Genomic DNA, 21510 nt, shown 5'->3' with positions numbered 1-21510 from the left:
TCAGCCGTGGAAGCGCTTGTAGATGGCGGTGAGGTTGCCGTTCTCGTTGTTCTTGGCGACCCAGTCGTTGATCCAGGCCTGCAGTTTGGTTTCGCCCTTGCGCATGCCAATGCCCAGGGGAAAGCTGTTCATCACGAACTTGGTTTCCACGCCCAGCGCAGGTGCCTTGTCGGCCACCGTCTTCACGATGGACGGCGAGGTAGCAAAGATCTCGACCTGGCCGCTGGCGATGGCGGTGACCAGGGTGGCGTCGTCGTCAAAGCGCACGATCTGCGCGCCCTTGGCACCTTCGGTCGCCAGGCGGTCGTTGGTCGTGCCGCGGGCCGTGGCCACGCGCTTGCCCGCCAGGTCGGCAAAGCCCTTGAGTGCCATGGCCTTGGGCGCAGCGACCACGGCCTGGATTTGCGCGTACGGGGTTGAGAAATCAATCACCTTCTCGCGCTCGGGCGTGACAGACAGCGAGGAGATCACCAGGTCGGCCTTGCCTGTCTGCAGGAACGGAATGCGGTTGGCGCCGGTGGTCTGCACGATCTCCAGCTCCACGCCCAGGTCCTTGGCCAGCAGGCGGGCGGTTTCCACGTCGGAGCCGGTGGGCTTCATCGCGCTGTCCATGGTGCCGAACGGCGGCGAGCCCACGTCGATGGCGACGCGCAGCTTCTTGGCGGCGCGCACGTCGTCCAGCAGGTCGGCCTGGGCCGCACCGGCAAAAGCAGCCACGGCCGCAGCGGCCAGCAGGCCGCGCACAAAAATGGAACGTTGGATCATGGTGTATCTCCTAGGGGGTTGTGGGGCGGAACGGGTAACACAGGCAGGGCTAGTACTGCGCCCCAGAAGTAACGAAACATGAAAGCGCGTCTTCGTCCCCATGGTGTCGTTGCAAACCTTGCGAAGGCGTACAGCCTTCGCTGCGGCTTGCGCCTAACCCTGAGAACGAATCCATCACTTTCATTTTGTTCCGCTACTTCTGGGGCGCAGTACTAGAGGCCACTGCCGACAAACTGGCGCAATTCTTCGGTTTGGGGGGCATCGAGCATGGAGCCCGGGCCTTGCTCCCAGACCTTGCCGCGGTGCATGAAGATGACTTCGTCGGCCACCTTGCGAGCAAAAGCCATCTCATGGGTGACCAGGATCATGGTCATGCCGTCGGCGGCCAGCTTTTCCATCACGCGCAGCACCTCGCCGGTGAGCTCGGGGTCGAGCGCCGAAGTCACTTCGTCGAACAGCATCAGCTGCGGCGCCATGGCCAGCGAGCGGGCAATCGCCACGCGCTGCTGCTGGCCACCGGAGAGCTGCGAGGGGTAGGCATCGGCCTTCTCTGCCAGCCCGACCTGGGCCAGCACCTTGTGGGCGCGCTCGCGCAGCTCGGCCTTCGCACCCTTGAGCACCAGGCGCGGCGCCAGCATGATGTTCTGCTCGACCGTCATGTGCGGGAACAGGTTGTAGCTCTGGAACACGATGCCCACGTCGCGGCGCAGCTGCTGCAGGTCGAGCTTGGGCGAGGTGATGTTGTGGCCGCAGACCTCGATGCGGCCGCTGTCCACCGTCTCCAGCCGGTCGATGCAGCGCAGCGCCGTGCTCTTGCCCGAGCCACTGCGGCCGATGATGGCAACCACGCTGCCCTTGTTGACATTGAAAGACACGTCCTCCAGCACCCGCACGGCACCGAAGCTTTTGGAGATCGACTCGACCTTAACGATGGGCAACATTGAATTTCCTCTCTAGGCGCCGGCTCCACACCGACAAGGGGTAGCACAGCGCGAAATACAGCGCGGCAATCAGCACGAAGATCACGAAGGGCTGGAAGGTGGCGTTGTTGATGACCTGGCCAGCGCGGGCCAGCTCGACAAAGCCGATGGCCGAGGCCAGCGAGGTGTTCTTGACGATCTGCACCATGAAACCCACGGTCGGCGGCGTGGCGATCTTGATGGCCTGGGGCAGCACCACATGCACCAGCCGCTGGCCCCAATTGAGCGCCAGGCATTCGGCGGCCTCGACCTGGGTGGCCGGCACCGACTGGATACAGCCGCGCCAGATCTCGCCGAGGTAGGCCGACACATAGACGCTCAGGCCCAGGCCGGCGGCGGTCAGCGGCTCGATGTTCAGGCCCATGGCTGGCAGGCCGAAGAAAGCCAGCGACAGCAGCACCAGCAGCGGTGTGCCCTGGACCAGCTTGATGTAGAGCATCGCCAGGTGGCGGCTGCCCCCGGGCCCGTAGACCCGGACGATGGCCACCACAAAGCCCAGCAGGCCACCGCCCGCAAAGGCCATCAGCGACAGCAGCACGGTCCAGGCCAGGCCATGGAGCAGGAACTGCAGTTGGGGAAGACTCAAGGATGTCATGTCGGCCCCTTCAGACGGTGGTGCCCAGGCGGCGCCGGCGCGGGAAGGCCACATAGCTCGCGGCCCAGAACACCACCCGCATCAGCAACGACAGCACCAGATAGGCCACGGCGACGATCAAATAGGTCTCCACCGAGCGAAAGGTGTCCGACTGGACCCGATTCGCCACGGCGGTCAGCTCCTCGGCGGAAATCTGCGAGGTGATGGACGAGGCCAGCATCAGCAGCACGTACTGGCTGGTCAGCGCCGGGTAGACCCGCTCGATGGCCGGCGGCAGTACCACATGGGCGAGGATCTGTGCGCGGCTCAGGCCCAGGCACTCCGCCGCCTCCAGCTGGCCGCGCGGAATCGAGTCGATACCGGCGCGCACGATCTCCGAGGTGTAGGCGCCGACATTGATCACCAGCGCCGCCGTGGCCGCGGTGAATGCGTCCACCTTCCAGCCCACCGAGGCCAGGCCGAAATAGACGATGAAGATCTGCACCAGCAAGGGCGTGTTGCGGATGGTCTCAACGTACACGGCACACAGCCGGGCCATGCCGGCCGACTGCCCCATCCGCCCCAGGGCGCAAAAAACCCCCAGCAAAAAACCGAACACCGTGGCTGCCAGCGACAGCCCCAGCGTGGTGGCCGCGCCCGCCAGCAGGTCCGGCCAGTACGCCAGCGGAGCGCTGAAATCGAATGTGTACTGCATGTGTCTCGTGCTGCCGTGGGGCAGGGTTTTGATTTTTGGTAAGGCCACTTTACCTAGAAAGACAAATTGGCCTTACCGTAGTTACCCTAAAGCCCGAAAAAGCAGCCACACTCGCGCCAGCAGCCCCCATAGAATCCGCAGATACAACGCTTGGTAAGGCCAATCCCGTCCTTGCCCTGCAGACACAGGAATACCGATGCTGGAACAACTCAAACAGGTGGACACCCGGCGGCTCTACCAACAGATTGCCGACCAGATCCGTGCCTTCATCCAGAAAGGCACCTACCCGCCCGGCACCCGCCTGCCTCCGGAGCGCGACCTGGCGCAGCAGTTGGGGGTATCCCGGCCCTCGGTGCGCGAAGCCCTGATCGCGCTGGAGATCGACGGTAGTGTGGAAGTGCGGATGGGCGCGGGCGTCTACGTATGCGCGCCCTCAGCACGCACGTCCCAGGCGACGGCAGCCATGGGCGAAAGCCCGAGCGAGCTGATGCAGGCGCGCGCGCTGCTGGAGGGCTCGGTGGCCATGCAGGTTTGCGCCCTGGCCACGCCCGAAACGCTGGCGCCGGTGCGCCAGGCGCTGGAAGACATGCGCAGCGCCGTCGCCCAGCAGCGCCCGCCGCTGGCGCACGACCGGCAGTTCCATCTGGCGATTGCCGCCTTGACCGGCAATGCGGTGCTGGTGCGGCTGGTGGGGGAGTTGTTTGACGAGCGCCACAGTCCGATCTCGGCGCAGCTGCGCGAGCATTCGGAAAGCAGCCTGACCTGGGCCGAGGCGCTGCACGAGCACGAGGCCATACTGCAGGCGCTGGAGCGCCGCGATGTGCTGGAAGCGCAAACCGCGATGCGCGCCCACCTCAAGGCATCGCAGCAGCGCTGGGTGGAAAACAGCCGGCGGGAGTGGGCTTGAATACCCCTCAGCCCGCCGGCACCGGGGCTTAGACGCCGCCGGGATTGGCGATCAGCGCCACGCCGGCCGCGTCCTTGCCGCTGCCCAGCAGGCCGGCGCGGGTGTAGACGCCCAGCTTCTCGCGGGTGTCGGCGATGTCCAGGTTGCGCATGGTCAGTTGGCCAATGCGGTCGGCAGGCGTGAAGGCCGCGTCTTCCACCTTCTCCATCGACAGGCGCTCGGGCGCGTAGGTCAGGTTGGGGCTGTTGGTGTCCATGATGGAATAGTCGTTGCCGCGGCGCAGTTCCAAAGTCACTTCGCCGGTGATGGCGCGGGCGATCCAGCGCTGGGCGGTTTCGCGCAGCATCAGCGCTTGCGAGTCGAACCAGCGGCCTTGGTACAGCAGGCGGCCCAGGCGGCGGCCATTGCTGCGGTACTGCTCGATGGTGTCTTCGTTGTGGATGCCGGTGACCAGGCGCTCGTAGGCGATGTGCAACAGCGCCATGCCGGGGGCTTCGTAGATGCCGCGGCTCTTGGCTTCGATGATGCGGTTCTCGATCTGGTCGCACATGCCCAGGCCATGGCGGCCACCGATTTCATTGGCGGCGTACATCAGGGCCACGGCGTCAGGGTAGGTCTGGCCGTTCAGGGCGACAGGCTGGCCTTCTTCAAAGCGCACGGTCACCGATTCGGCCTTGACCACGCAGTCTTCGCGCCAGAACGGCACGCCCATGATGGGCTTGACGATATGCATGCCGGCGTTCAGGAATTCCAGGTCCTTGGCTTCGTGGGTCGCGCCCAGGATGTTGGAGTCGGTGGAATAGGCCTTCTCCACGCTCATCTTGTAGTCGAAGCCGTTGGCCACCAGGTACTCGCTCATCTCCTTGCGGCCGCCGAGTTCGTCGATGAACAGCTGGTCCAGCCAGGGCTTGTAGATGCGCAGCTCGGGGTTGCACAGCAGGCCGTAGCGGTAGAAGCGCTCGATGTCGTTACCCTTGTAGGTGCTGCCGTCGCCCCAGATGTTCACACCGTCGTCGCGCATCGCCACCACCAGCGCGGTGCCGGTCACGGCACGGCCCAGCGGCGTGGTGTTGAAGTAGGTGGCACCACCGGTGCTGATGTGGAACGCGCCGGACTGGATGGCGGCAATGCCCTCGGCCACCAACTGCGGGCGGCAGTCGATCAAACGGGCCATTTCGGCGCCATAGGCCAGGGCCTTGCGCGGGATTTCGTCGTAATCGGACTCGTCGGGCTGGCCCAGGTTCGCGGTGTAAGCGCAGGGAATGGCGCCCTTGGCGCGCATCCAGTGCACGGCGGCGCTGGTGTCCAGCCCCCCAGAGAACGCGATGCCGACGCGTTCGCCAGCGGGGAGTTTTTGCAGAATATTGGCAACCATGGTGTTCTCTACGTCAGTGCGAAACCCTCGATGTTAATTGACGCGCGGGAATGCCCTTGGTGGAGAGGCATTGCGGCCTAGCTGCAGCGGGCGAGGATCACTATGTTTTTAGTAGCTGTCTGCGCTAGTAGATATTGCGGTAGAAGCCGATTTGATTCAAAACCGACCAAGCACTACCGTGCCGGACGGGTTGGTGACTGCCATTGGATTCGGCGCATCCGCGGCCTCAGGCCGTGGATGCCAGCTTCAGCCTGACCATCCTGACCTCTCGTGCGGGAGACATGCCGAACAAGCGGCCATAGTCGCGGGTGAACTGTGGAACGCTCTCATAACCCACGCTGTGCGCTGCGTGGGCCACCATCAGGCCTTCCGAAAGCAGCTTCCGGCGCGCTTCGATGAGCCGGAGCCGCTTTTGCAACTGGATCGGCGTCACCGAAGTGATGGTACGAAAGTGTTCGTGAAACGTCGAGACGCTCATGTCGGCAACTGCCGCTAGTTGCTCGACGTGCAGAACCTGGGCGTAACCGCCGCGGATGCGCGCCACAGCCCGGCCTATGCGCTGGGCGTGGCTGTCTACCACCCCCAGAGCCCTGATGGCGCCAGCGTGCTGGCCCGTGAGCAGCCAGAAATGCAGCTCGCGCAGTAGCTGCGCCTGTAGTACCGCCAGCGAAGCCGGACGTTCGAGCAAGGCCATCAGCCGCAAGGCGCAGTCAGCGACATCCGGCCCCGTAGGATCGACCCGCACTGCCTGACCAATGGCCCAGGGCGCTGCGCCCATCTCCACCACAAGGCTTTCGAGAACGGCGATATCCAGGTCGAAGACGATGGAAACATAGGGCGCAGCCGCGCTGGCTCTGGTGATTTCGCTGACTGTCGGTACATCGGTGGTGATGAGCAGCGATTCGCCTGCACCGAACTCAAACGTCTCGCGTCCCATCGCTACACGCTTGCGACCTTGCAGCACCAGAGCCACCAAAGGCCTGTTGATGGCGTACTGCATCGCGCCCGGAACTGTCTCTCGGATGACGGTGACGCCGGGGATGGACGTGCGTGCAACGCCATCGCGGTCGGCATTCGACTCGGCGAAGCGGAAAGCAATCTCAAGAAGCTTCTGGGTCATGGACTCAGTCTATGCCAGGGACTGTGGTCGCGGCATCGTGCCGGACTTTTAGGCAAGAATTACCGATTTACGCGCAATTCCTCTGAAGGCCTTGGCTGAAGAATCCATGGTCTTCAACATGAACTTTCGAGGAATGAAAATGAGCGCTATTTCTTTGGTCACAGGCGGCAGCCGCGGGCTGGGTCGCAACACCGCATTGAGCATCGCCCGGCACGGCGGTGACGTCATCCTCACCTACCGCAGCGGCGCCGACGATGCCCAAGCTGTCGTAGCCGAAATCGAACGCATGGGCCGCAACGCTGTGGCCCTGCAGCTCGATGTGTCCACCATTTCAGCTTTTCCGGCTTTTGCAAATGCAACCCGAACCGCCCTGACGGAGCGCTGGGGACGCTCGAGCTTCGACCACCTCATCAACAACGCAGGCCACGGCGAAATGGCTAGCTTGGCGGAAACCACGGAAGCACAATTCGACAGCCTATTCAATGTGCATGTGAAGGGCGTATTCTTCCTGACGCAGGCGCTGCTGCCATTGCTGGCAGACAAGGGCCGCATCGTCAATTTCTCATCCGGTCTGACCCGTGTGTCTTTCCCGGGCTTCTCGGCGTACTCGGCGGCCAAGGGGGCGGTAGAAATCATGACGCTCTATATGGCCAAGGAATTGGGCAGCCGCGGCATCACCGCCAACACCGTTGCGCCGGGCGCCATCGAAACCGACTTCCTCGGGGGCGCCGTGCGCGACACCCCGGGCTACAACCAAGCCTTCGCCAACATCACCGCACTGGGCAGGGTAGGACTCCCCGACGACATCGGCCCCATGGTGGCCAGCTTGCTGCGGCCGGACAACCGTTGGGTTACCGCACAGCGTATCGAGGTGTCGGGCGGGCAAAGCATCTGAGAAAGCAACGGGCGGTCTGGGCAGGAATGCAGCGCACGCAAATCACTACATTATTAATAGCTGCTTGTGCTTATGGATATTGCGGCAGAGGCAGATTTAATCTAGAAACCAGACCCTACCGCCACGCTCACGCAGCCGGTCACCCAGCGATAGGTGCGTGCTGCGCCATCAGCCCGATGACCCAGTCGATGAACACCCGCAGTTTGCTGCTGACATGCCGGTTCGGCGCAAACGCCAGGTACAGCGGCATGGGGTCCAGGCGCCAGTCCGCGAACAAGGGCACCAGTTCGCCACTGGCCCGGTGCGGCTTGGCCATGTAGTCCGGCAGCCACAGCACGCCGACGCCGGCCAGGCCGGCCGCCAGGTAGGCATTGCCGTCGTCCACCGAAAACACGTAGCGGCCTTGCACCGTGGTGCTCTCGGCGTCGCGGTGCATGGCGTACGGAAAGGTCTTGCCGCTGCGCGCCCATAGGAAGCCCACGACGCGGTGGTGCGTGTCCTCCAGCTCCCGCGGGTGCGCCGGCGTGCCGGCCTGCGCCAGGTAGCTGGGCGCGGCGTACACGCCAAGCTGCAGGTCGCCGACGTGGCGGGCCACCAGCGACTGGTCGGTGAGCTCGCCGCCGCGCACCACGCAGTCCACGCTTTCGTCAATGATGTCCACCATGCGGTCGCTCACACCCATGTCAATCTGGATGTCAGGGTATTGGGCGTGGAAGGCCGGCAATGCCGGCACCAGCACCATGCGGGCCAGGGGGCTGGGGACATCGACCCGCAGCCGGCCACGCGGTGCCGCGGATGCGCTGGACAGGCTGGTCTCGGCATCGTCCACGTCGGCCAGGATGCGCAGCACCCGTTCGTAATAGGCCGCGCCATCGGCCGTGACGTTGACCTTGCGAGTGGTGCGGTTCAGCAGCCGCACGCGCAGCCGCGCCTCCAGCTGCTGCACCAGCTGCGTCACGCTGGTCTTGCTCATGTGCAAGGTCTCGGCCGCCTTGGTGAAGCTGCCGGTTTCCACCACCCGGGCGAAGGCCTGCATGGCATCGAAACGGTCCATCGCTGCTCCCCATACCTCGACATTAACGTTGCCGATTGTTTGGATTTTACAAACAGTGATGGGTGGGCTTGGCTGTTTATCCGCGAAGCACGGCGCTCTAAAGTGGCTCCATCTTTCACCCCTAACAAGGACAGTCATGACCCAACGCGACGTTGTTTTCCCACCCGGCCGCCAGGCGCTCTACGAGCGCAACCGCTACTCGCCAGCAGTACGCTCTAACGGTTTTTTATTCGTGTCCGGCCAGGTTGGCAGCCGCGAAGACGGTTCGCCCGAGCCCGACCTGGAAGCGCAGGTTCGCCTCGCCTTTGATAACCTGAACGGCATCCTGAAAGCCGCCGGGTGCAGCTTTGATGACGTAGTGGACGTCACCGTCTTCATCGTCGACCCGGCGTCGAAATTCGAAACCATCTGGAAGGTGTTCCCCGACTACTGGGGCCAGGCGCCGCACCCGACGCTGACGGGGGTCGGCGTGACCTGGCTATATGGCTTCGACTTCGAAATCAAGGTGATTGCCAAGCTGCCGGAGAGCAGTGCGGGCTGAGCGGGCTCGGTGCTAAGCCGACAACCGCTTGAAGGCCTGTGCCGTCCATGGTTCCCGAGAAAGTGAGCAAAGGCTACTATCGGCCTCCCGGTCGATTGTCTCGATGCCAGGTTGCTGACAGAATCCGAGAGCCCCCATGGCTCAAGTACCCGCGTCATTTCATGCGGGCGGTCAAGCTGGGCATCCTCGACCTTGCCCCCTGGCAACTGCTGGAAGGCAAATGGCTGCGTGTTCGCTTAGACGGTTTTGCCAAAGGAGACAGAGCATGGCTAGCGCACTTCCTCAGCTCGCTGGGGGCACCTTCTTGAGCGATGGCGGCCTCGAGACTTCGCTCGTTTTTCTCGACAAGATTGAATTGCCGCACTTCGCTGCGTTCACGCTACTGGATGATGAGCTTGGCCGCGAGCGCTTGAAGAGCTACTACGTTCCGTATCTCGAACTCTGCGGCGAGACGCCCGGGGCTGGATTCATACTTGAAACACCTACGTGGCGCGCCAGCTCCGATTGGGCCACTCTGCTGGGCGTTGATGCCGCGCGCCTGAGAGCACTCAACACCCAAGCGGCGCAGATGATGTGCGCGATGCGCGCGCGCTGGGCGCCACGCCTCAGTGGGCCCATTGTTGTAAGTGGCGTCATCGGTCCGCGGGGAGACGGCTACATTGCTGAAGCACCCGACAGCGTGGATGACGCTGCCGACTATCACCACCAGCAGGCTGAGGCGCTTGCCGCTGGCGGCGTCGACATGCTCGCGGCCGTCACCATGACCACATCAGCTGAGGCCCTGGGCATCTCCATGGCGGCGCAGCGTGTGGGATTGCCCGTCGCCATCTCATTCACTGTTGAGATGGATGGCCGACTGCCCAGTGGAGAGACGCTGGGGGACGCCATAGAAAGAGTGGACGCGTCCACTCCGCCGGCCTACTTCGCCATCAATTGCGCGCATCCGACGCATTTCGAGCATGCTTTGACAAGCAGCGCACCGTGGATCAGGCGCATCCAGGGCCTACGTGCCAACGCCTCGACCAAGAGCCATGCTGAACTCGATGAATCAACCGAACTGGACATAGGCGATCCGACGGACCTTGCTCAACGGTACCGCGGCCTCAAAAGTGTCTTGCCGCGGCTGAACGTACTGGGCGGCTGCTGCGGGACCGACTGGCGCCACCTTCGCGCTGTACGGGATGCGTGGGTTAGCTAGGTACTCGGAGCACCGGGCGCAGCGGCCTGGATTCGCACTTGCCCTGAAAGGCTGGTATCGGACGCGACGTATGCCTCTTCTGGGCCCCCAAGCCGTCCCGCCCCCTCAATGCCCCGCCAGCACCTGCTCCAGCTCGGAAAAGGTCTGCGCCATCGCTGTCACCTGCAGCCGCTGGCCCAGCTGGCGTTCGACCTGGGTTTGTGACACCAGGCCGCGGATGCGCGGTGCGCGGTCGGCGGTGTTGGAGTCGATCACCAGCAGGTGCGGACGGCCGCGCTGGGTCAGCGTGGCGACCACCTCGGCCACTGTGGCGCGCTGCAGTGCGGCGAAGGTGATGGCGTCGATGTCGGCCAGAGGGGTCATCACGTCGGCGGCGGTCAGGTCCTGGTGCTTGACCTGGCGCTGGTGCACCAGGCGCATGGGCTTGTCGCCGGCGATGTCGGCGGCGGTCAGAATGCCGTCCACCGAGGGCATGTCGGACACCACGAACAACAGGCGCACACCCTGGTAGATCATCTTCAGCTCGGCCTGGTCCAACGAGGTTTGCGGCTGCACCGTGGCGGCGCGGATCTGCGCCAGGTCGGTAAACACCGCCATCGCCGGCGAATCCAGGGTTACCGGGCCATGCTGCGGCGGCTGGACCTGGACGATGTGCGTGCCTGCGGGGAAGCGGAAGGTGGGGAGGGAGCCGTCTGACATGGTTGCCTTTCAAAGCCGCACCCGGGGGCCCGAACCAGGGCCAGTCGCAAGGGGTGCAATCGGTGCTGCGACGGTTTCGGTTATAGGCCTGGCCCACGGGCGCCACAAGCGGCTTTACTAGGGTTAACCCTGACTTTACCGGCGCTTTGCAATCCACCCAAAAATCGCTGGTTTTTGCGGCTCCGGCGGGTAGCAGCCGGCCGGATCGGGTAGATTCAATGCCCCACCCGACCACCCGCTCGACTCCGCACCATGACCACCTCTGCCTGGCTCCTGTTCATCACCATTTCCCTGGTGACCGCCTTCACCCCCGGCCCGGCCGTGCTGCTGGCAATGTCCAACACCATGGCCTGGGGCCTGCGCAAGACGCTGCTGGGCAGCTCGGTGGGCAGCGCGATCGGGGTGTTTGTGGTGTCGGGCATTGCCATGGCGGGGCTGGGCACCTTGCTGCACACCTCGGCCTGGTTGTTTGCGGGGCTGAAGACCGCTGGCGCGCTGTACCTGATGTACCTGGGCTACCGACAGTGGACCAACCCCGGCTCGGTTTTCAGCAAGGCCACCCAGGCCGTGGCGCAGCCAGACAAATCCCGCTTGGCGCTGGCCCGCCAGGGCCTGCTGGTGTCGCTGACCAACCCCAAGAGCATCTTGTTCTTCACCGCGCTGTTTCCACAGTTCCTGCACCTGGACGCGCCCATGCTGCCGCAGTTCCTGGAGCTGACCAGCGTGTTCACCGCCTGCGCCCTGACTTCGCACCTGGTGTATTCGCTGCTGGCCACACGCTTGCAGGGCTGGTTCTCCACCCAAAGCCGGGCCCGGCTGTTCAACCGCGTGACCGGCGGTGCGTTTGGCCTGCTGGGTCTGGGCCTGCTGCGACTCAAAAACCCGAACTGACCCGAACCACACCACACGGTATGGCCACACCGCGCAACGCCACCGGCGACTCGTTTTTTGCCTGGGATGGCGATGTGCTGATCGTCAACATCCTGGGCAAGCCCTCGGCCTGCTGCGACGCCATCGCCAAGCCCATGGGCACACAGCTCAAGGTCAGCGTCACCGCCACACCAAAGAACGGCAAGGCCACCGACCATATGGTGCGCTTCCTGGCGCCGCTATTTGGCGTGGCGGTGGCCGATATCGAGGTGGTGTTCGGCCAGGAAAGCGTGCACAAGCAACTGCGCATCAAGGCGCCGAAGAAGCTGCCGGCGGTGTTCACCAGCCCCTGAGCTGGAACTTTGCCACCTGCCAGCCGCTCCCACCCGGCATACTCTGGTCCCACCATGCTGCACCGCTTCCTATCCGCTCTGTTTTTAATAGCTGCCACCGCAGCATCCATCAGTGCCAATGCCCAAAATTCCCCTAAATCGGTAGTCACCACGCCGCAGGTGCGCGCCGAGCTGCTGGCGCATGCGCCGCAGGGCGTGGTGCCCGGCCAGCCGGTGTGGGTGGGGCTGCAGATCGCCCACCAGCCCGAATGGCATACCTATTGGAAGAACTCCGGCGACTCCGGCCTGCCCACCGTGCTGCAGTGGACCCTGCCACCGGGCGTGACGGCGGGCGACATCGCCTGGCCGCTGCCGCGCAAGATCCCCATCGGCAACCTGGCCAACTACGGCTACGAGGGCACGGTGCTGCTGCCAGTGCCGCTGACCATCTCGCCCGACTTCAAGCCCTCCCAGCTGGCCAGCGAGCTGGAGGTGAAGCTGCACGCCGTCTGGCTGGTCTGCCGCAAGGAATGCATTCCCGAGGAAGGCGACTTCACACTCAAAGTGCCGGTGAAGAGCACCACCGCCATCAACGGCGCCGCGTTCGACGCCAGCCTGGCCGCGCAGCCGCAGCCGCTGGCGGCGCGCAGCAAGATCGAGGTACAGGGCGCTAAGCTGCAGATCACGGTGGCCGACCTGCCTGCGGCCTTGCGCGGCAAGACCCTGGAACTGTTCCCGGAAACCCCGGAAATCACCGCCCCCGCGGTCGACATCCGCCAAAGCTGGAGCGGCCCGACCTGGACCGCCACCGCGACGCTGACCGCCATGCGCAGCCAAAGCCCTGCACAGATGCCACTGGTGCTGGTGGCCGAGCAAGGCGGGCAGCGCCAGGGCTACCGGACTGAAGCGGATGTACAAGGCAGCTGGCCGCAGGCGGTGGCCGCGCCCACCCTGTCCCCGGCGCTGGAAGCCGCTTTGCAGGCCAATAGCGCGGCCGCGCAAATCCCCGCCGCACCCAGCCTCAGCTGGGCTGCCGCCCTGCTCGGCGCGCTGCTGGGCGGGCTGATCCTGAACCTGATGCCCTGCGTGTTCCCGGTGCTGGCGATCAAGCTGATGGGTTTTGCCCAGCATGCGGGCGACCGCCGCGCCCACCGCGTCGATGGCCTGGCCTACAGCGCCGGCGCCATCGCGTCCTTCCTGGCACTGGGCGCGCTAATGCTGGGCTTGCGGGCTGCTGGCGAGCAACTGGGCTGGGGCTTCCAGCTGCAGTCGCCGGCCGTAGTGGCCGGGCTGGCTGTGCTGTTCACCGTGGTCGGGTTGAACCTGGCAGGGCTGTTCGAGTTCGGCCAGTTCCTGCCCAGCCGCCTGGCCACGCTGCAGGCGCGCAACCCGGCGCTGAACGCGTTTTTGTCTGGCGTATTGGCGGTGGCCGTGGCCTCCCCGTGCACTGCGCCGTTCATGGGGGCTTCGCTGGGCCTGGCCGTGGGCCTGCCGGCCGCGCAGGCGCTGCCGATATTTGCGGTGATGGGCCTGGGCATGGCCCTGCCCTACCTGGCCGCCAGCCTGAGCCCGGGTCTGGCCCGGCTGCTGCCGCGGCCCGGCGCCTGGATGGCCACCTTCCGCCAGTTGATGGCGTTCCCGATGTTCGCCACGGTCGCCTGGCTGGTCTGGGTGCTGGGCCAGCAAAGCGGCATCGACGGTGCCGGCAGTCTGCTGGTGCTGCTGGTAGCTGTGGCGGCCGTGCTGTGGGCGCTGGGGCTGGCAGGGCGCACGCGGCTCGTGGTTGCTACGCTTTCCATAGCTGCTCTCGCTGGAGCTATCAGCGCTGTAGGCCCAAATGTTATAAAAAATGCACCGCCGTCCAACGCGGTGGTTGCCGGCGAGCGCTGGCAACCCTGGGAGCCGGGTCGGGTCGAACAGACCCTGGCCACCGGCCAGCCGGTGATGGTGGACTTCACCGCCGCCTGGTGCGTGACCTGCCAGTACAACAAGAAGACCACGCTGTCGAACACCTCCGTGCTGGCCGACCTGGAGGCCAAGAACGTGCAGCTGCTGCGCGCCGACTGGACCCGCCGCGACCCGGCCATTACCGCGGCCCTGGGCCAGCTGGGCCGCAACGGCGTGCCGGTGTATGTGCTGTACAAGGCCGGCAGCGCGCCGCAGGTACTGTCCGAGGTGCTAAACGTGGACGACCTGCGGGCGGCTATCGCCAAGCTGTAGTGAATAGACGGCACCCCCACTGACAGCCAGGTTCATCGAAGCCTGCTATCTTTGCAGGCAACCAAAGGAGTATCGCCATGCCAGCCCCTACGCCCCATGCGTTTGCCAGCACCCTGCAAAGTTTCAGCACCCCCAGCGGCGCCTCCGGACAGTACTGGTCCCTGCCCCTGCTGGCCCAGCAATACCCCAGCATCCACCGCCTGCCGGTATCGATCCGCATCGTGCTCGAATCGGTGCTGCGCAACTGCGACGGCAAGAAGGTGGCGCCCCAGCATGTGGAGCAGCTTGCACACTGGCTGCCGAACGCCGAGCGCACCGAGGAAATTCCCTTCGTCGTGACCCGCGTGGTGCTGCAGGACTTCACCGGCATCCCGCTGCTGGCCGACCTGGCCGCCATGCGCACCGTCGCCGCCGCGCTGGGCAAGAGCCCCAAGACCATAGAGCCGCTGGTGCCGGTGGACCTGGTGGTCGACCACTCGGTGATGGTGGACTACTACGGCACGCCCCAGGCGCTGGACCTGAACATGCGGCTGGAGTTCCAGCGCAACTACGAGCGCTACCAGTTCATGCAATGGGGCATGCAGGCCTTTGACACCTTCCGTGTGGTGCCGCCCGGCTTCGGCATCGTGCACCAGGTCAACTTGGAATACTTTGCGCGCGGTGTCTACAAGAGTCCGCAGGACCAGAGCGCCAGCCCGGTGTACTACCCGGACTCGCTGGTCGGCACCGACAGCCACACCACCATGATCAACGGCGTGGGCGTGGTCGGCTGGGGCGTGGGCGGCATCGAGGCCGAGGCCGCGATGCTGGGCCAGCCGGTCTACATGCTGACCCCCGACGTGGTGGGCTTCGAGCTGACCGGCACGCTGCGCGAGGGCGTGACCGCCACCGACCTGGTGCTGTTTGTGACCAACATCCTGCGCGCCGAAAAGGTGGTGGGCAAGTTCGTCGAATTCTTCGGCCCCGGCGCGGCCTCCATCCCGGTGCCCGACCGCGCCACCATTGGCAATATGGCGCCCGAGTACGGCGCCACCATGGGCTTCTTCCCGGTGGACGACAAGACCATTGCCTACTTCCGCAGCACCGGCCGCACCGCCGAGGAAATCGAGCGTTTCGAAGCCTATTACAAGGCCCAGGGCTTGTTCGGCATGCCCAATCCCGGCGACATCGACTACACCAAGACCGTGCGGCTCGACCTGGCCAGCGTGACCCCCAGCGTGGCCGGCCCCAAGCGCCCGCAGGACCGCATCGACCTGGACAAACTGGCCACGACCTTTGCCGACCTGTACAGCAAACCCAACGAGGCCAATGGCTTCAACCAGCCGGCCAGCACCCTGGCGGTGCGGCACCCGCTGCCCTCGGCGGGCGACACCACCATCGGCAACGGCGACGTGCTGATTGCCGCCATCACCTCCTGCACCAATACTTCCAACCCCAGCGTGATGCTGGCTGCCGGCCTGCTGGCCAAGAAGGCGGTGGAGGCCGGCCTGACGGTACAGCCGCACATCAAGACCTCGCTGGCACCCGGCTCCCGCATCGTCACCGAATACCTGCAAAAAGCCGGCCTGCTGACCTATCTGGAGCAGCTGGGCTTTTACCTGGCCGGCTATGGCTGCACCACCTGCATCGGCAATGCGGGCGACCTGTCGCCCGAGATCAATGCCGCCATCAGCAGCAACCAGCTGGTCTGCGCGGCCGTGCTGTCGGGCAACCGCAACTTCGAGGCACGCATCCACCCGAACCTGAAGGCCAACTTCCTGGCCTCGCCGCCGCTGGTCGTGGCCTATGCGATTGCCGGCAATGTGATGAACGACCTGACCACCCAGCCGCTGGGCAAGGGCACGAACGGCAAGCCGGTGTTCTTGGCCGACATCTGGCCCAGCATGGCCGAGATCGACCAGAACCTGGCCTATGCGATGGACGCGCAAGCCTTCCGCAGCAACTACGACAAGGTGAAGACCGAGCCCGGCGAGCTGTGGAGCAATATCCACGGCACCACCGGCCAGGTCTACGACTGGCCCGCATCCACCTACATTGCCGAGCCGCCGTTCTTCGGCAACTTCCATCTGCAGCCGGCAGCGACCAACCCGGGCTTTACCGGTGCGCGCACCATGGCGCTGTTCGGCGACTCCATCACCACCGACCACATTTCGCCAGCCGGCTCGATCGCCGAGAAATCGCCGGCCGGGCAATGGCTGCTGGCCAATGGCGTACCCAAGGCCGACTTCAACAGCTATGGCTCGCGCCGCGGCAACCACGATGTGATGGTGCGCGGCACTTTTGCCAATGTGCGCATCAAGAACCTGATGCTGCCGCTGGACGCCAACGGCTCGCAGGAAGAAGGCGGCCTCACGCTGTACCACCCGCGTCAGGGTGCCGCCGAGAAGATGCCCATATACGACGCAGCGCAGAAATACATGGCCGATGGCGTACCCACGGTGGTGTTCGGCGGCGAAGAATACGGCACCGGCTCGTCGCGCGACTGGGCGGCCAAGGGCACACAGCTGCTGGGCATCAAGGCCGTGGTGGCGCGCAGCTTCGAGCGCATCCACCGCGCCAACCTGGTCGGCATGGGCGTGCTGCCACTGCAGTTCCTGGGCACCGACAGCTGGCAAAGCCTGGGCCTGCGGGGTGACGAAACCATCGACGTGGTGGTGGGCGGAGCCCTGCAGCCGCAGATGGACGTAGCCCTTGTAGTGCACCGGGTGGACGGCAGCTACCAGCAAATCACCGTGCGCCTGCGCATCGACACGCCGATCGAGGTCGACTACTACCAGCATGGCGGCATCCTGCCGTTTGTGCTGCGCCAGCTGCTGGCAGCTTAAACCAGCGCCTGTGCGGCAGGCCCTGCTTAAATAATTGGCGCCCGGGCGAATCCGGGCGGCCGAAATCGGTTTATTCTGTGCAAACGCCCTCTTCCCGCCGAGACCGGAGCAGAGGGAGCCGCCCAGCAGACAACCGAAACAAGGCCGCATGCGCGATTCCCGCCTACAGACGTCCAACCTCCATCCACGCGCCGAGCTGGATGTGGAAACCACCATGCTGTATGTGGCCTATGGCCGGCAGCCGTTCAACCTGCTGCTGACGCTGGCTTCGGTGGTCCTGATCCGGTGGCTGATGTGGGAGCATTTTTCCCATACCGTGGTGGCCAGCTGGCTGGCGGCGCTGCTGGTCAGCGCAGGGCTGAGCTTCGCCATCTGCCAGGCCTTCCGCTACGCCGCTCCCACCCGCAGAGCCATTGGGCGCTGGCAAACTCTGTTGACCGCCCAGGGCCTGGCCAACGGCGCGTCGTGGGCCATTGGCCCCACCCTGCTGGCGTCCCAAGCCCAAGGGGCGGAGCTGGCGCTGCTGGTCAGCATCCCCCTGGTCGCCTGCACGGTGGCGGCGGTGTCGGTCGCCGAGCACCGCGCTGCGATGTACGCCTTTCTGGGCACGGCGCTGGTACCGCCCATTCTGGCGCTGATGGCCCTGGATGGCGCCTTGGAGCAGGTGGTGGCCGTGGTGCTGCTGTTCGGCCTGACGGCCATGTTCGTGGTGGGCCACAACATCCACCAAACCGTGCGTACCTCGCTGGGTGCACAGGCCCAGATGCGGGCCATCCTGAATGCCTCGCAAGAGGCGATCATCGGCTTCGACAGCCAGGGCCGCATCACCGACTGGAATATGCGCGCCGAGTCCATGTTCGGCCGCAGCCTGGACGAAGTGCGGGGGCTGGACTTCGAAACCACGCTTGTGCCCGCACGCCACCACAGCAACTTCCGGGAGACCAAGGCAGAGTTTCTCGCCAGCGGCGACAGCCAACGCATGAACCAGCGGATTGCGACCACCGCACTGAACCACAGCGGCCAGGAGTTTCCGGTGGAAGTGGCGATTGCGCCGCTCAGGAATGCCAAGGGCTACCAGTACACCGCCTTCATTACCGACATCACCGCACGCAAGGAGTCGGAGGAGCGCTTGGCGCTGTTTCGCCGGGTGTTCGACACCAGCAGCCAGCTGGTCAGCATTCTGGATGGCGAGGGCCGGTGCCTGTACCAGAACCGGGCCCACGCCCAGGAGCTGGGCTATTCGGATGCAGAGGTCGTCGGCCAGCACTTCACCCTGACGGTGGCGCCAGAAAGCCTGGCGATCTGTGCCGCCGAAGTTCGGCCCGCGCTGGCCGTCGGAGGCAACTGGAATGGCCATCTGCAGCTGCAGCGCAAGGATGGCAGCCGCTTCATCGCCAGCAACAACATCGGCTGCATCCAGGACAAAACCGGCCAGATCCAGTACATCTTCAACATCTTCTTCGACTTCGGCCCCGAGCTGGCGCGGCGCAACGAACTGGCGCAGGCCAAGGAGGCGGCCGAGCGCGCCAACCAGGCCAAGTCGGACTTCCTGTCCAGCATGAGCCATGAGCTGCGCACACCGATGAATGCCATCCTCGGCTTCTCGCAGATGCTCGAATACGACAGCGCGCTGAATGCCGACCAGCAGGACAATGTGCAGGAAATCCTGAAGGGTGGCCGGCATCTGCTGACGCTGATCAACGAGGTGCTGGACCTGGCGCAGATCGAATCCGGCCGCACCAATCTGTCGCTAGAACCGGTGGACCTGGCCCATCTGGTAGAAGACTGCCGGCAGCTGATACAGCCGCTGGCCGATGCGCGCAATATCCGCCTGCAGCTCAGCGTGCCGCCCCAGGCCACGGTGCGCGCCGACCGGGTACGCTGCAAACAGGCCTTGCTGAACCTGCTGTCAAATGCCGTCAAATACAACCGCGAAGGCGGCGAGATCCGGGTGGCGATGCTCACCGCCCAGGGCGGCCGGCTGCGGATGGGCGTCACCGATACCGGCACCGGCATCGCGCCGGAGCGACTGACCGAGCTGTTCCAGCCGTTCAACCGCCTGGGCGCCGAACACGGTGAAATCGAAGGCACAGGCATAGGCCTGACCATCACCCGCAGGCTGGTGGACCTGATGGGCGGCGAAGTGGGCGTCGACAGCCAGTTGGGTGTGGGCACGACTTTCTGGATCGACTTGCCCGCCGATGCCCCGGCCACCGACCTGGCCACCACGCCGCGCAGCGCCGCCGCCTCGGCCACCGCGTCTGCGCAGCGCTACTGCGTGCTGTGTGTGGACGACAACCCGGTCAACCTGAAGCTGATCGCCCAAACCATGGCACTGCGGCCGCACATCGACCTGCTGACGGCCCACGCCCCCGAGCTGGGCCTGGAACTGGCGCTGGCCCACCGACCAGACCTGATCCTGCTCGACATCCACATGCCGGGCATGAGCGGCTACCAGCTGCTGCAGGTGCTGCAGGCCGACGCACGGCTACGGGCCACGCCGGTGATCGCCATCACCGCCAATGCCATGCCCAGCGACATCGCCCGCGGCCGTGCGGCGGGCTTCAGCGACTATCTGACCAAGCCGCTGGATGTCGGCCTCTTCCTGCTGACCGTAGACCGTTGCCTGGCAGGCAGCGCAAAGGACGCCCCATGAGCTCTAAACCGATGGAACTGGCCCGCATTCTGGTGGTGGACGACGAGCCCGCCAACCTCAAGCTGCTGGAGAAACTGTTGACCAGCCAGGGCTACCCGGCTCCCGTGCTGGTGCAGGATTCGCGCGAGGTGTTACAGCGCTACCAGCAGGTCCGCCCAGACCTGATACTGCTCGACATCAACATGCCGCACCTGGATGGCTACCAGATCATGGAGCAGCTGAAAGCCCTGAACGACCCGCTGCTGCCGCCCATCGTGGTCCTTACCGCCCAGCTGGGCCGCGAACACATGGTGAAGGCGCTGGCCCTGGGAGCGCGCGACTTTGTCGGCAAGCCGTTTGACCGCGTGGAACTGCTGATGCGGGTGCGCAACCTGCTGGATGCCCAGCGCGCCCACCGCCTGCTGCACGACCAGAAAGCCGCGCTGGAAGAAATGGTGCGGGTGCGCACCGAAGACCTGAACCGCACCCGCCTGCAGGTGGTGCACCGCCTGGGCCGGGCGGCAGAGTACCGCGACAACGAAACCGGCCTGCACACCATCCGCATGAGCCATTACGCGGCCCGGCTGGCCCAAAGCCTGGGCTGGAGCACCGCCGACTGCGAACTGCTGCTGCACGCCAGCCCCATGCACGACGTGGGCAAGATCGGCATCCCCGACGCCGTGCTGCTCAAGCCCGGCAAGTTCGAGCCGCACGAGTGGGAAATCATGAAAACCCATGCCGAGATCGGTGCCCACATCCTGGGCGACAGCGACTCCGACCTGCTGCAGCTGGCCAGCACCATCGCCCGCAGCCACCACGAGAAGTGGGACGGCAGCGGCTACCCCCAGGGCCTGGCCGGCGAGGCCATTCCGCTGGCCGGACGCATCGTGGCGGTAGCCGATGTGTTTGACGCCCTGACGTCCAGCCGCCCGTACAAAAAAGCCTGGCCGGTGGAAGAGGCGGTAAAGCTGATCCGTGACGGCGCAGGCAGCCATTTCGACCCCACGGTGGCCGCCCACTTCCAGCAATGCCTGCCCGACATTCTGGCGATCCGCGAGCGCTTCAAAGAGCCCGATTGAAGCAGCCGGCTTTGGCGTAGCATGGGGTACATCTCCCATACCAACCATCTACCAAACCTCTCCCAACCCAAGGAAATCCATGTCCATCCCTCGCTACCTGGCACCCGCCCTCTGCGCCGCCCTTTTGTCCGCTTGCGCAAGCTCGCCGTCCGGCCCCTCGGCCACGGCCCGTCTGTCGCCAACCACCGGAAACACGGCCACCGGCAACATCCATTTCACCCAGCTACCGGGCAAGGTGCTGATGCAAGGCGAAGTCCGTGGCCTGCTGCCCAACACCGTGCACGGCTTCCACATTCACGAAAAAGGCGACTGCAGCAGCGGCGATGGCATGGGCACGGGCGGCCATTTCAACCCCGACGGCCATGCCCACGGCGCTGCCACCGGCGCCATGCACCATGCGGGCGACCTGCCCAGCCTGCAGGCCGATGCCAGTGGCGTGGCCAAGATCCGGTATGAATCCACCACCCTGGCGGTGGGCAGCGGCGCGACCGACGTGGTCGGCCGTGGCCTGATCGTGCACAAGGACCCCGACGACTTCACCACCCAGCCCACCGGCAACTCGGGGGCGCGGATTGCCTGCGCGGCCATCCGAGCCAACTAGGGGTTTCAAAAGCATCGGCTTGCAGGGTGCCAGCCGGGCCGACACCTCATTGACAGAGAGCGCACCATGGATATGCAGACCATCCCCATAGCCCACACAGTATCTGTGTCGGGAAGATGCTTTGC

General features: G+C 65.0%; 19 protein-coding genes. 11 read left to right on the top strand and 8 right to left on the bottom strand.

Annotation, left to right across the window (positions count from 1 at the left end; translation table 11 throughout):
- The 4 genes from BLT66_RS20435 to BLT66_RS20420 form a co-directional block, all read right to left on the bottom strand.
- A complete protein-coding gene (locus BLT66_RS20435; RefSeq protein WP_092760577.1) occupies positions 1 to 765 on the bottom strand; it encodes a transporter substrate-binding domain-containing protein in 765 nt (254 codons plus the stop codon).
- Positions 766 to 977: 212 nt separating this feature from the next.
- Complete coding sequence (locus BLT66_RS20430) at positions 978 to 1706, bottom strand: amino acid ABC transporter ATP-binding protein (protein ID WP_092760575.1); 729 nt, start codon at positions 1704 to 1706, stop codon at positions 978 to 980.
- Positions 1690 to 2340, bottom strand: a complete 651-nt coding sequence (locus BLT66_RS20425) for an amino acid ABC transporter permease (protein ID WP_092760573.1) — start codon at positions 2338 to 2340, stop codon at positions 1690 to 1692. Before BLT66_RS20425 ends, BLT66_RS20430 begins: the two co-directional genes overlap by 17 nt.
- A gap of 10 nt (positions 2341 to 2350) precedes the next feature.
- Positions 2351 to 3034 (bottom strand): amino acid ABC transporter permease, encoded by a 684-nt coding sequence (locus BLT66_RS20420; protein WP_092760571.1) that lies wholly within the window; start codon positions 3032 to 3034, stop codon positions 2351 to 2353.
- A 196-nt stretch (positions 3035 to 3230) separates the two neighbouring features.
- On the opposite strand from BLT66_RS20420, the gene BLT66_RS20415 reads away from it, so the two are divergent.
- On the top strand, positions 3231 to 3941 hold the full coding sequence (locus tag BLT66_RS20415) for a FadR/GntR family transcriptional regulator (RefSeq protein WP_092760569.1): 711 nt from the start codon (positions 3231 to 3233) through the stop codon (positions 3939 to 3941).
- Positions 3942 to 3969: 28 nt separating this feature from the next.
- Here the strand turns inward: BLT66_RS20415 and argG are convergent, their stop codons facing one another.
- On the bottom strand, positions 3970 to 5316 hold the full coding sequence (gene argG, locus BLT66_RS20410; protein ID WP_092760567.1) for an argininosuccinate synthase: 1347 nt from the start codon (positions 5314 to 5316) through the stop codon (positions 3970 to 3972).
- Positions 5317 to 5542: 226 nt separating this feature from the next.
- Positions 5543 to 6436: an AraC family transcriptional regulator gene (locus BLT66_RS20405; RefSeq protein WP_092760565.1), complete on the bottom strand. Its 894-nt coding sequence runs from the start codon at positions 6434 to 6436 to the stop codon at positions 5543 to 5545.
- A 139-nt stretch (positions 6437 to 6575) separates the two neighbouring features.
- Here BLT66_RS20405 and BLT66_RS20400 point away from each other — a divergent pair, with 139 nt between their 5' ends.
- Positions 6576 to 7331, top strand: coding sequence for an SDR family NAD(P)-dependent oxidoreductase (locus BLT66_RS20400; RefSeq protein ID WP_092760707.1), 756 nt, complete (start codon positions 6576 to 6578; stop codon positions 7329 to 7331).
- Between the two features lie 139 nt (positions 7332 to 7470).
- Here the strand turns inward: BLT66_RS20400 and BLT66_RS20395 are convergent, their stop codons facing one another.
- A complete protein-coding gene (locus BLT66_RS20395) occupies positions 7471 to 8385 on the bottom strand; it encodes a LysR family transcriptional regulator (RefSeq protein WP_092760563.1) in 915 nt (304 codons plus the stop codon).
- Positions 8386 to 8521: 136 nt separating this feature from the next.
- Here BLT66_RS20395 and BLT66_RS20390 point away from each other — a divergent pair, with 136 nt between their 5' ends.
- Together BLT66_RS20390 and BLT66_RS20385 are read left to right on the top strand one after the other, a co-directional pair.
- A complete protein-coding gene (locus BLT66_RS20390; protein WP_092760561.1) occupies positions 8522 to 8926 on the top strand; it encodes a RidA family protein in 405 nt (134 codons plus the stop codon).
- A 265-nt stretch (positions 8927 to 9191) separates the two neighbouring features.
- Complete coding sequence (locus BLT66_RS20385) at positions 9192 to 10124, top strand: homocysteine S-methyltransferase family protein (RefSeq protein WP_092760559.1); 933 nt, start codon at positions 9192 to 9194, stop codon at positions 10122 to 10124.
- A gap of 105 nt (positions 10125 to 10229) precedes the next feature.
- Here the strand turns inward: BLT66_RS20385 and BLT66_RS20380 are convergent, their stop codons facing one another.
- Positions 10230 to 10823 carry a CBS domain-containing protein gene (locus BLT66_RS20380; protein WP_092760557.1) on the bottom strand — a complete coding sequence of 198 codons (594 nt, stop codon included), beginning with the start codon at positions 10821 to 10823 and terminating at the stop codon, positions 10230 to 10232.
- Between the two features lie 252 nt (positions 10824 to 11075).
- Between BLT66_RS20380 and BLT66_RS20375 the strand changes: the two genes are divergently transcribed.
- The 7 genes from BLT66_RS20375 (at position 11076) to BLT66_RS20345 (ending at position 21385) form a co-directional block, all read left to right on the top strand.
- Positions 11076 to 11714 (top strand): LysE family translocator, encoded by a 639-nt coding sequence (locus BLT66_RS20375; protein WP_092760555.1) that lies wholly within the window; start codon positions 11076 to 11078, stop codon positions 11712 to 11714.
- Between the two features lie 20 nt (positions 11715 to 11734).
- The gene (locus BLT66_RS20370) at positions 11735 to 12046 is read left to right on the top strand and encodes a DUF167 domain-containing protein (protein ID WP_092760553.1); all 312 of its coding nucleotides are present in this window, start codon (positions 11735 to 11737) and stop codon (positions 12044 to 12046) included.
- A 54-nt stretch (positions 12047 to 12100) separates the two neighbouring features.
- On the top strand, positions 12101 to 14245 hold the full coding sequence (locus BLT66_RS20365) for a protein-disulfide reductase DsbD family protein (RefSeq protein ID WP_092760551.1): 2145 nt from the start codon (positions 12101 to 12103) through the stop codon (positions 14243 to 14245).
- Positions 14246 to 14322: 77 nt separating this feature from the next.
- Positions 14323 to 17070, top strand: coding sequence for an aconitate hydratase AcnA (acnA, locus tag BLT66_RS20360; RefSeq protein WP_092760549.1), 2748 nt, complete (start codon positions 14323 to 14325; stop codon positions 17068 to 17070).
- Between the two features lie 148 nt (positions 17071 to 17218).
- Entirely contained in the window at positions 17219 to 19726 is a 2508-nt protein-coding gene (locus BLT66_RS20355) for a hybrid sensor histidine kinase/response regulator (protein ID WP_092760547.1), read from the top strand.
- Positions 19723 to 20784, top strand: a complete 1062-nt coding sequence (locus tag BLT66_RS20350) for an HD domain-containing phosphohydrolase (protein WP_092760545.1) — start codon at positions 19723 to 19725, stop codon at positions 20782 to 20784. Before BLT66_RS20355 ends, BLT66_RS20350 begins: the two co-directional genes overlap by 4 nt.
- A 79-nt stretch (positions 20785 to 20863) precedes the next feature.
- Complete coding sequence (locus tag BLT66_RS20345) at positions 20864 to 21385, top strand: superoxide dismutase family protein (protein WP_092760543.1); 522 nt, start codon at positions 20864 to 20866, stop codon at positions 21383 to 21385.
- Positions 21386 to 21510 lie beyond the last annotated feature (125 nt).

It is taken from the genome of Rhodoferax sp. OV413 (assembly GCF_900104385.1).
GTDB lineage: Bacteria > Pseudomonadota > Gammaproteobacteria > Burkholderiales > Burkholderiaceae_C > Rhodoferax_B.
Note: the sequence above shows the minus strand (reverse complement) of the source record. Positions and strands in the feature narration are given on the sequence as shown.